The organism is Deltaproteobacteria bacterium (genome assembly GCA_016875225.1).
GTDB lineage: Bacteria > Myxococcota_A > UBA9160 > SZUA-336 > SZUA-336 > VGRW01.
In genome coordinates, this window is record VGRW01000009.1 from 57,333 (window position 1) to 67,831 (window position 10,499).

The window sequence follows — 10,499 nt, forward strand, 5'->3', positions numbered from 1 at the left end:
AGCGGTCAAGCGGGCGGCCGCACCGGTCCGGGCCGACCCATCGCTGCGCTAGACTCGGGCCGTGCGAGAGAGCGCGTGCATCCGGCATCTCCGCGAGTACATCGCGATCCCGTCGGTGAATCCGATGCGGCGCGACGATCTCGATCCCGCGATCACCGGAGAGCGCCGCTATGCCGAGCATCTGCGCGAGCAGCTCCGGCGCCTGGGGCTCGATGCGGAGCTGATCGGCGATCCCGAGCGACCGTCGGTCGTGGCGCACGCCCGCGTCGCCGACGCGGGCGACACGCTTCTGGTCGCCTCCCACCTCGACACCGTGCCGATCGACGGGATGGAAATCGCGCCCTTCGACCCGCGCATCGCCGACGGCCGGGTCTACGGCCGCGGCTCGTGCGACACCAAGAGCGGTATGGCGGCGCTGGTCGCCGCGCTCGAGCGCGTGCTCGCGCAGGGGACGCTGCGGCGCAATCTGATCCTGGTCGGCGAAGCCGACGAGGAGCTGGGCAGCCGCGGCGTGAACGACGTGATCGCGCACCTGGGCTCCGACCCGCCGGAATGGGTGATCGCGACCGAGCCGACGGAGCTTCGCGTCGCGACGCGCCACAAGGGCATCGTGCACGCGCGGCTTCGCGCGAGCGGAGTCGCGTGTCACAGCTCGGATCCGAGCAAAGGACGGAGCGCGGTGCTCGCGCTCTGCCGCAGCGTGCTGGCGCTGGAAGAGCTCGCCGCCGAGCTCGCCGGTCGGCCCGATCCGCGCTTCGGCCCGGCGACGCTCTCGGTGGGCCGGATCGGCGGCGGAACCGCGACCAACATCGTGCCCGACGACGCCTGGCTGCTGCTGGACCGGCGCTGCCTGCCCGGCGAGAACGAGACGACCGTTCGCGCCGAGCTCGAGGGCCTGCTCGCGAAGCAGGCGCTCGACGGCGTGCGCGTGGAGTGGTGCTCGCTCGAGAAGGCTGCGCTGGCCACGCCCGACGAGGACCCGTCGGTGCGATCCGTGCAGTCCGCGCTGCGCCTCGCCGCGCTCGACGCTACGCCGGGAAGTGTCGCCTTCGGGACCGACGCCGGCGTGTTCGGCGCGCACGGAATCCCGGGAGTGGTCTTCGGTCCCGGGTCGGTCGAGCAGGCGCACACCTCGGCCGAGTGGGTCGCGATCGACCAGGTCGAGGCCGCGAGCGCCGTCTTCGAGCGCATCCTGGCCTCGCGCGACTGACTTACGGCGCGCGCGGCGCGACGGTGTCGATGTCGGCGATCACGAGCCGCGGATCGAGAAGCCCGGCGGAGTACACGTTCCGGATCCGCAGCCGGTCGTCGACCAGGAAGATCTTCAGCACGTGGCGAAGCGCCCCGTTCTCGAGCGGGCTCACGTCCTGGCCCAAGTCGGCCAGGAGCCGAGCGAGCGCGTCTGCGCTCGCGGGCGCGAGGAAGCTCCAGTCCGTCTTCGGGGCCATCTGCTCGCGCAGCTCTCGCATGCGCTCGGGCGTGTCGTTCTCGGGATCGAAGCTCACGGTTGCCAGGCGGACCCGCGCGGCGCGCTCCGGCGTCGACTCGAGCTCGCGGTCGAGCTCGCGCAGCAGCGCGAGCGAAGCCGGGCAGCCCTGCGCTTCGTGACAGCCGCGGTAGATGAACGCCACCAGTGCCACCTGCCCCTTCGCGAGCTGCGGAAAGCCGACGCTCGCGCCGTCCGCGTCGACCAGCGGGTGCTGCGATACGCTCGCGATCGGCGGAAGCTCGTAGCTTCCCGGCGCGGGGGCTTCGTAGAGCGCTCCCGCCCCGGCGCGAGCCGCGAGGCTCGCCGCGAGCAGCCACATCGACGCGAGCTTCATCGGCGGCTTCCGCATCGGGGTCGATCGGACAAGCGCTTCTCCTCCCCGGTCGAAAGGAATGCTAACCCGTAGCTCGCGCACGAGGGGGGTGGAAGATGGCGGATCGGCTCGAGCTCCTGCCACGGCCGCGCGAGCTGCGGCTCGAGGCGGGCGCGCTCCGCTTCTACGCTATGCCGGCGATCCGCGTGCGCGCGGAGCGGCCGGACCAGGCCGAGCGCGCGCGCGAGCGCGTGCGCACCTGCCTGGGCCGCGACGCCGGACTGCGCGCCCTCGAGCCCGGCGCGGACGCGCCGACCATCGAGCTCCAGATCGACCCTGCGCTCAGAACCCCCGCGGAGGGCTTCGAGCTATCGATCGGCTCTCTCGGAGTCCTGATTCGCGCGCGGGATCCGCGCGGGCTCAACTGGGGCGCGGGCCTGCTGGCGCAGATCGTGCGGCAGTCGGACCGGCAGCTGCCGTGCCTGCGCGCGCGCGATTGGCCCGACTTCGCCTCGCGCGGCTACATGCTCGACGTGAGCCGCGACCGCGTGCCCACCATGGCCACGCTCTTCGACGTCATCGACCTGCTCGAGGAGCTGCGGCTGAACGAGCTTCAGCTCTACACCGAGCACACCTTCGCCTACTCCGCGCACGAGCGCGTCTGGCGCGACGCGTCGCCGCTCACGGCGCTCGAGATCCGCGCGCTCGACGCGGCCTGCGCCGAGCGCGGCATCGAGCTCGTGCCCAACCAGAACAGCTTCGGGCACATGGAGCGCTGGCTGCGCCACCCCGAGTACCGCGCGCTCGCCGAGCTCGAGAGCGGCGCGCAAGGAGCGTCCTGCCTGGCGCCCGGCGCGCAGAGCGTCGCGTTCATGCGCTCGCTCTACGCGGAGCTGCTGCCGAACTTCGGCAGCCGCAGCATCAACATCGGCTGTGACGAGACGCTCGAGCTCGGCAAGGGCCGCAGCCGCGACGCGTGCGCTTCGCGCGGCCAGGGGCGCGTCTACCTCGACTTCCTGCTCGAGCTCATGCGCGGCCTGCACGACGACGGGCGCACCGTGCAGTTCTGGGGCGACATCGTCGTGCAGCACCCGGAGCTGATCGGCGAGCTGCCGCGCGAGCGAACCGTCGCGCTGGCCTGGGGCTACGAGGCGCCGCGAGATCCCGCCGCGGTCGGCGCGCAGGTGCGCGAGCTGTTCACGCGCGTCGGCATCGATCTCGAGGGCGTGCGCGGCTTCGACACGCTGGCGGGGCCGTACGCGACCGCGGGCGTGCCGTACCGCGTCTGCCCGGGAACCTCGAGCTGGCTCTCGCTGATCGGAAGGCTTCCGAATGCGCTTTCGAACCTGCGCGACGCGGTGCAGATGGGCCGCGCGAACGGCGCGGAGGGCGTGCTGATCACCGACTGGGGCGACCGCGGCCATCTGCAGCCGCCAGTCGTGAGCCTGCCGGCGCTCGCGTGGGGCGCGGCCGCGAGCTGGTGCCTCGCGAGCCAGAGCGATCTCGACCTCGCGCGCGCGCTCGACCTGCTCCTGCTTCGCGATCGCGAGCGCGCGATCGGAGCGGCGCTGGTCCGACTGGGCGAGCTCGGCTCCGAGACGGGGCTCGACACGCTGAACACGAGCCCGCTCGCGACGGCGCTCGCCACGCCGCTAGGCCGTGCGCCCGCGCTGGCCTGGGGCGAGACCAGCCGCGCGCGGCTCGACGCGATCGCCGACGAGCTGCGCGCGCACGTCGAGCGGCTCTCGCGCGCGCGGCCGGCCGGCTTCGGCGGCGAGATATGCGCCCGCGAGCTGCGCCAGGCGGCGGCGCTGGCCCGTCACGGCGCGCACCGCCTGATGCACGCGACGCCCGAGGGCGGCCCCGCGAAGTCCGAGCTTCGCGCCGAGCTCGAGCCGCTGATCGAGGAGCAGGCCGCCTGCTGGCGCGAGCGAAGCCGCGAGGGCGGTCTGTGCGACAGCCTCGCGCGACTGCGCTCGACGCTGGCCGACTACGTGTAGACGCGCCCTCAGTCTCGCGGCTCGAACGGCCGCGCGAGATCCGCGGGCGCGCGCACTCGCCCCGCGAGCAGCGCCAGCACCAGAAGCGTGAGCAGGTACGGAGTCATCAGCAGCAGGTTGTACGGGATCGCGGAGCTCGCGGCCTGGAGCCGATACTGAAGCGCGCTCGCGGCTCCGAACAGAAGCGCGCCCGCCACGATCCGCAGCGGTCGATAGCCGCCGAAGAGCACGAGCGAGAGCGCGATGAAGCCGCGGCCGCTGGTCATGCCCTCGACGAACGTGTCCGAGATCCAGAGCACCAGCGACGAGCCGGCGAGCCCCGCGCAGGCGCCGCCGAACAGAACCGCGCCCAGGCGAATCCGCAGCACGTTCACTCCCTGCACGTGCGCGGCCTCCGCTCGCTCTCCGACCGCGCGAAGCGCAAGCCCCGAGCGCGTGCGACCGAGGTAGAACGCCACGCCCGCGACGAGCGCGATCGCGACGAGCAGGTACAGGTTCAGCGCCGGCGCGATCTCGCCCATCTGCGGCGCGCGCGCGAGCGCGCTCCCGGCCGGATTCAAGCTGCGGAAGACCACTCCGGTGAGCCCGAGCGCGAGCACGTTCAGCGCCGTTCCAGCGACGATCGGATCGGCGCCGCGGCGCAGCACGAAGTACGCGAAGAGCGCGGCCAGCGCGAGCCCGGCGGCGATTCCCGCGGCGCACCCGGCGAGCAGCGAGCCGGTCGCGGCGCCGACAGAGAACGCGGCGAGCGCGCCGCCGAGCATCATCCCCTCGATCCCGACGTTCAGCACTCCGGCGCGCTCCGCCACGAGCTCCCCCATCGCCGCGAGCGCGAGCGGGGTCGCGAGTCGCAGCGTCGAGAGCCCGAGCAAGAGCGTCGCGGCGTCCATCACGACGTCCTCGACTTCGGCATCGCGAAGCCGACCGAGAACAGGATCACCAGCGCCTCGATCACCTGCACCGCGACCGAGGGCACGGCCGCCACGCGCTGCATCGCGCCGCTTCCGGTCGCGAGCGCGGCGAAGAAGAACGCGGCCGGCAGCACGCCGAGCGGGGAAAGCCGCGCGAGGAGCGCGACCGCGACCGCGGTGAAGCCGTAGCCCGAGGCCAGGTTCTCGAAGAGCCGCCCCGTGACGCCGCAGATCTCGAGCGCGCCCGCGAGCCCGGCCAGCGCCCCGGAGATCAGGAGCACGCGCGTGGTCTCGCGCTCGGGAGACACCCCGGCGTAGCGAGCCGCGTCGGGCGAGAGCCCGACCGAGCGCAGCCGCAGTCCGGCCGACGAGCGGAAGATCAGCAGCCAGACGGCGAACGGGAGCACCACCGCGAGCACGAGACCCGCGTGCACGCGGCGCAGGCCGGGAAGGATCGCGAGCCTGGCGAGCTCGGGCAGCGCATCGCTCTGCGGGTACGCTCCGCTCGCCTCCTGGAGCGGGCCGTGCACCGCCCAGGCGACGGCGAGAACCGCGACGAAGTTCAGCAGGATCGTCGAGAGCACTTCGGAGACGCCGCGCCGAACGCGCAGCGCCGCCGCGATCCCGGCCCAGAGCGCCCCCGCGCCGGCGCCGACGAGAAGCACGAGCGGCAGGGCGACGGCGCCGGAGCCGAGCCCGGGTCCGCGCGTCACCAGCGCGGTCGCGGCGAGCGCGCCGACGTAGAGCTGCCCTTCGCCGCCGATGTTCCAGATCCCGCAGCGGAACGCGATCGCGACGCCGAGCCCGACCAGCAGGAGCGGCCCCATACGCACGATGGTGTTCTCTAGCGCGATCGCGTCGCCGAGCGCTCCCGACACCAGCGCGCGGAACGCCTCGAGCGGATCGGCGCCGATCAGCGCGAGAAGCGCGGCAGACGCGGCCAGCGCGACCGCCGCCGCTCCGATCGGCTGCGCGAATGCGCGCAGCCGCGTCACGCTGCGCCCTCGCCGAGCATGCGGCGGCCGATCGCGGCCCGCGTGCGCGACTCCGGCTCGACCGGCAGCAGCCTGCCGCGGAACAGCACGGCTATGCGCTGGCCGAGCTCGAGAACCTCGTCGAGCTCGGTCGAGATCAAGAGCACCGCCGTGCCCGAGCGCGCCTCACGGCGCAGCTCCTCGCGAACCGCGGCGGTGGCGGCCAGGTCGAGCCCGCGCGTCGGGTTCACCGCCACCAGCACCCCCGGCCGCGCGCGGAGCGCGCGCGCCACGCAGAGCTTCTGCTGGTTGCCGCCCGAGAGCGCGCGGGCGGGGTCACCGGGCTCCGCTCGGATCCCGAAGCGCTCGATCGCCGCCCGCGCGGCGTTCTCGAGCTCGGCCGTCCGCACGATCCCGGCCCGGAACACCGGCTCCGCGCCGCCGCGCGCGGCCTCGGGAAGCACCAGGTTCTCGGCGACCGACAGGTCGAGCACGAGTCCGGTGCGCTGGCGATCGCCCGAGAGCAGGGCGAGCGGCGGGCGCAGGACTTCGAGCGTTCCCGCCCCGAGCGGGCGCACGCCCGCGAGCAGCTCTTCGAGCGCGCCCTGCCCGTTCCCGTCGATCCCGGCCAGCGCGAGGATCTCCCCCGCCCGCAGCTCCAGATCGATCCCGGCAAGCCCGGGCGCGCCGACACCGGAGAGCGACAGCGCGACCGGACCCGGCTCCGTCTGCGGCGGCCGGCCGGGCGGAGGCAGCGCGTCTCCGACCATGAGCCGGCCGAGCTCGCTCGCGTCGAGCCCCGCGAGCTCACGGCTCGCGACGGTCTCGCCTCTGCGAAGTACCGTCACGCGATCGCAGACCGCGGTGATCTCGTCGAGCTTGTGCGAGATCAGGACGATGCTCTTGCCCTGGTCGCGAAGCCGCGCGAGTAGCGCCAGAAGCGATTCGACCTCGGACGGCGCGAGCACGGCGGTCGGCTCGTCGAGCACGAGCAGATTCGCGCCCCGATCGAGAGCGCGCGCGATCTCGAGCCGCTGCATCTGCGCGACCGCGAGCGTGTCGGTGCGCGCCTCGGGGTCGAGCGCGAGGCCGTGGCGCTCGAGCCGATCTCGCGCCTCGGCGACGAGCTCCGCGCGCGGCAGCAGGAACGGGCCCGGCTCACCGAGCAGCAGGTTCTCGGCCACCGAGAGCGCGGGCACGAGCATGAAGTGCTGGTGCACCATGCCGATCCCGAGCGCGAGCGCCTGGCGCGGGCTCGCGATCTCGACCGCGTGGCCGTCGATCTCGATCGAACCCGAGTCGGGTCGCACGCTTCCGTACAGGGTTCGGACCAGCGTCGTCTTGCCCGCGCCGTTCTCGCCGAGCAGCGCGTGGACGGAGCCGGGCTCGAGCTCGAGGCTCGCGCCGCGCAGCGCCTCGGTCGCGCCGAAGCGCTTGCGGATGCCGCGGAGGGCGACGCGCGGCAAGCGCTCAGAAGCTCCCGCGCGGGACCGAGACCGAGCCCGACGCCACGTCGGCCTGGAGCCTGGCGACCTCGTCCCGCAGCTCGGCCGGGATGTTCTCGCGCAAGCGCTCGTTCCACTCGATCGCGACCACGCCGCTGCGCAGCCCGAATCGCATCGCGCGCGCGTTGAACGAGCCCGACTTCACTTCCTGCGCCACGAGCACGAGCGCGCGCGGCACGTCGAGCGTGGCCGAGGCGAGCACGCGTTCGGGCGCGCGATCGTTCTGGTTCTTGTTCGTGCCGAAGGCGCGGACGTTCGGGCTCTCGCTCACCGCCTGGAAGAAGCCCGCGGCGGCCTCGTTCGCGTTGTGGATCAGCACGTCCACGCCGTTTGCGATCTGCGCGAGCGTGGCCTCGCGCGCGGCGGAGACGTCCGTCCAGCTTCCGATGTACGAGACCGTCACGTCCGCGTGCGGGCGCGCGCGGGTCGCGCCGGCGGCGAACGCGGTGAAGGTGCTCTCGACCGATGGGATCTTCACGCCGCCGATCGCGCCGACCTTCGAGCGCGCGGAGAGCTTCGCGCCGAGGAAGCCGAGCACGAAGGTCGCCTCCTCGAGCTCGAACACGATCGGCGCGACGTTGGCGCGGATCGTCGAGCCGCTGGTCGTGACGAAGATCGTGTCCGGATACTCCTTCGAGACCTTCGCCGCCGCGTCCTGGAACTCGAAGCCGTGGCCGAAGACCAGCCGGAAACCGCGCGCGGCGAAATCCCGGAAGCCGGACTCGAAGTCCTGGGGCGTCTTCGCCTCCTGGTGCGCGATCTCCGCGCCGAGCTCGGCGTGGATCCGCTCGAGCCCCTCGTACGCGCTCTGGTTCCAGCCGCCGTCGCGGATCGAGCCGGGCGTGAGCAGCGCGACGCGGAATCCCGATGCCGCGTCGGGCGCGCCCGAATCGCCGCAGCCCGACGCGAACGCGAGCAGCGCAAGCGCGAGCGCGGTGCCGAGCGCGGAGCCTCTCACGGCGCGTAGCCTAACAGAGGCGCCGTTCGATCGCCTCGACGAGATCGAGCACGTGCAGGCAGACCGAATCGGCGACGTACGGCTCCGCGCGCTCGGTGACTCGCGCGACGAAGCACGCGAGGTCGCGCGCGAACAGACCTTCGGGTCGCTCCACCGGCGGGTCGCCGAGCGCGCCGTTCTCGCACTCCACCTGCCAGCGCGTGCTTCGCCTTGCGCCGGGCGCGCGCTCCTCGACGAGCTCGACCCCACCCCCGCGCGCGAACTCGAGCTCGACCGAGAGCCGGTAGCCAAGGCCGCGCTCGAGCCGCGCGCCGCGCACCCGCGCTTCGCCGAACAGGTCCACCAGCCGGTGCAGGCGAGCGAGCGCGCAGAGCGCTGGCGTGCCCGCGAGCTGGGGGTCCGCGAGCCAGCCCGAGTGGGCGCCGCTGAAGTGGACCACGCCCCTGCGCGGTCGACCGAGCGACGCTGCGCGCTCGCGAAGCCAGGCCTGCGCGGGGGAGAGCAGCTCGATGTGCTCCTCGTGAAGCACGAGGCCGCGCTCGCTTGCGATCGCGAACAGCTCGCGCGCCTGCGCGGGGCCGGGCACGAGCGGGAACTCGACCAGAACGTGCTTTCCCGCCAGAAGCGCCGCGCGCGCCTGTTCCGGGTGGAGAAGGTTGGGCGTGCACAGGATCACGCCCGAGATCGAGCGATCCGCGAGCACGTCCGCGAACGTCGCTCCCTCGGGAGCGCGGAACGAGACGAGCGCCGCCAGCCGCGCGACCCGGCTCTCGGCGAGCGCGCGCACGCGCGCCTGGCCGGCCCGACCCGCGCCGATCACCGCAAGCGAGAGACGCGCGTCCACCGAGCTAGCCGAGCTTGCAGGCGAGCGTGATCCCATCGGCGACGCCGATCATCACCGATCGCACGCGCCGATCGGCCGCGACGTGTTCGTTCAGCGCCCGGATCGCGACCGTGTCCTCACTCTGATCCGACTCGCGCAGGACCTGCCCGCTCCAGAGCACGTTGTCGATCGCGATCAGCCCGCCCGGCCGGAGCCGGCGCAGGATCTCCTCGTAGTAGGCGCGGTAGCTCCCCTTGTCCGCGTCGATGAAGCCGAAGTCGAAGCAGATCTCGTCGGGCTGCGCGCGAAGCGTTTCGAGCGCGGGGCCGAGCACGAGCTCGATCCGGTCCGCGACGCCTGCCTTCGCCCAGTAGCGCCGCGCCACCGCGGTGTACTCCTCCGAGACGTCGCAGGCCAGCAGCCTGCCGCCGGGGGGAAGCGCGCGCGCCATGCAGAGCGCGCTGTAGCCGGTGAAGGTTCCGACCTCGACCACACGGCGGGCGCCGGTCGCGGCGACCAGCACGCCGAGCAGGGTTCCCTCCTCGGGGGCGATCTGCATCACCGCGCGCTCTCCGGTCGATCGCCGCGTCTCCTCCTGGAGCTCGCGCAGGATCGGGTCGTCGGGCGTGCGGTGCGCCGACAGGTAGGAGTGCAGAGCGACGTCGATCGGTGTGTACTGGCTCATCGTCGTCCGCAGTCTACCGAAGAAATTCCGTGGGAAGGCGGGAGCGCGCTGCTAGAATCGGGCCACCGCCACGAGGGGAGGAGGGGGTTCGAGATGGCTGCCAAGAAGAAGACCACCGCGAAGAAGCCGGCAAAGAAGGCGCCCGCGAAGACCACGGCTCGAAAACCCGCGAAGAAGGCTGCGCCCGCGGCAAAGAAGAAGAAGGCCGCCGCGGCCAAGCTTGCGCCGCGCCTGGCTTCGCCCGCGGAGGAGCTCGCCAAGCGGATCGTCGCCGCGATGGACGACGAAGTTCACCTCGACATGGGCAAGTTCTACACCGACGACGCCGTCTCGGTGGAGCCGGCCGGCGGCACGCTGACCGGCTTGCAGGCGCTGCGCTCGAAGCTGGCCGGCTGGCTCGCGGGCCTGCGCAGCTCCAGCTGGAAGGCGCGACACGTCTTCGTGTCGAAGAACGCGATCTGCATCGAGTGGGAGGCCGACCTGGTGATGAAGGACGGCCGCCAGCTCAAGCTCTCCGAGGTCGCGGTGCACGAGCTTCGCGGCGAGAAGATCTGTCGCGAGCGCTACTACTACGATCCGCGCGCGCTGATGCCGCCCGCGCAGGCGGCGCCGCCCGAGCGACCGCGCCCGCCGGCGCCGGCACCGGTCGCCGCCGCGGCGAGCGACGACGACGATCCGTCGATCGACCCGCTCGATCTCTGACGCCGAACGGCGCTAGCGGCCCAGAGTCATTCCGCCATCGCAGGTGATCACCTGCCCGGTGATCATGTCGGATCCGCCGATCAAGCCGATCACGGCGTCGGCGATGTCCTCGGGATCCGAGGGCCGGCCGAGCGGTACG

11 protein-coding genes are annotated in these 10,499 nt (G+C 72.9%); 3 read left to right on the top strand and 8 right to left on the bottom strand.

What is annotated here, in order from left to right; all coding sequences use genetic code 11:
- The first annotated feature begins 61 nt into the window (after positions 1-61).
- Complete coding sequence (locus FJ108_04325; GenBank protein ID MBM4335125.1) at positions 62-1,210, top strand: M20 family metallopeptidase; 1,149 nt, start codon at positions 62-64, stop codon at positions 1,208-1,210.
- Between the two features lies 1 nt (position 1,211).
- Here FJ108_04325 and FJ108_04330 read toward each other — a convergent pair whose 3' ends face one another.
- The gene (locus FJ108_04330) at positions 1,212-1,838 is read right to left on the bottom strand and encodes an SCO family protein (protein ID MBM4335126.1); all 627 of its coding nucleotides are present in this window, start codon (positions 1,836-1,838) and stop codon (positions 1,212-1,214) included.
- Positions 1,839-1,918: 80 nt separating this feature from the next.
- Between FJ108_04330 and FJ108_04335 the strand changes: the two genes are divergently transcribed.
- Positions 1,919-3,802 (top strand): glycoside hydrolase, encoded by a 1,884-nt coding sequence (locus FJ108_04335; GenBank protein MBM4335127.1) that lies wholly within the window; start codon positions 1,919-1,921, stop codon positions 3,800-3,802.
- Positions 3,803-3,810: 8 nt separating this feature from the next.
- On the opposite strand, the gene FJ108_04340 is transcribed toward FJ108_04335, so the two are convergent.
- The 7 genes from FJ108_04340 to FJ108_04370 are packed head-to-tail and all read right to left on the bottom strand — an operon-like array spanning position 3,811 to position 9,918.
- Positions 3,811-4,692, bottom strand: a complete 882-nt coding sequence (locus tag FJ108_04340) for an ABC transporter permease (protein ID MBM4335128.1) — start codon at positions 4,690-4,692, stop codon at positions 3,811-3,813.
- On the bottom strand, positions 4,692-5,708 hold the full coding sequence (locus tag FJ108_04345; protein MBM4335129.1) for an ABC transporter permease: 1,017 nt from the start codon (positions 5,706-5,708) through the stop codon (positions 4,692-4,694). Before FJ108_04345 ends, FJ108_04340 begins: the two co-directional genes overlap by 1 nt.
- A complete protein-coding gene (locus tag FJ108_04350; protein MBM4335130.1) occupies positions 5,705-7,153 on the bottom strand; it encodes an ABC transporter ATP-binding protein in 1,449 nt (482 codons plus the stop codon). Before FJ108_04350 ends, FJ108_04345 begins: the two co-directional genes overlap by 4 nt.
- Positions 7,154-7,157: 4 nt before the next feature.
- A complete protein-coding gene (locus FJ108_04355) occupies positions 7,158-8,399 on the bottom strand; it encodes a BMP family ABC transporter substrate-binding protein (protein ID MBM4335131.1) in 1,242 nt (413 codons plus the stop codon).
- A complete protein-coding gene (locus FJ108_04360) occupies positions 8,161-9,030 on the bottom strand; it encodes a Gfo/Idh/MocA family oxidoreductase (GenBank protein ID MBM4335132.1) in 870 nt (289 codons plus the stop codon). Before FJ108_04360 ends, FJ108_04355 begins: the two co-directional genes overlap by 239 nt.
- Positions 8,999-9,658, bottom strand: a complete 660-nt coding sequence (locus FJ108_04365) for a methyltransferase domain-containing protein (GenBank protein ID MBM4335133.1) — start codon at positions 9,656-9,658, stop codon at positions 8,999-9,001. Before FJ108_04365 ends, FJ108_04360 begins: the two co-directional genes overlap by 32 nt.
- Entirely contained in the window at positions 9,655-9,918 is a 264-nt protein-coding gene (locus FJ108_04370; GenBank protein MBM4335134.1) for a hypothetical protein, read from the bottom strand. The genes FJ108_04365 and FJ108_04370 overlap by 4 nt, the downstream gene beginning before the upstream one ends.
- 16 nt (positions 9,919-9,934) lie before the next feature.
- On the opposite strand from FJ108_04370, the gene FJ108_04375 reads away from it, so the two are divergent.
- On the top strand, positions 9,935-10,360 hold the full coding sequence (locus FJ108_04375) for a nuclear transport factor 2 family protein (protein ID MBM4335135.1): 426 nt from the start codon (positions 9,935-9,937) through the stop codon (positions 10,358-10,360).
- Positions 10,361-10,499: the final 139 nt, after the last annotated feature.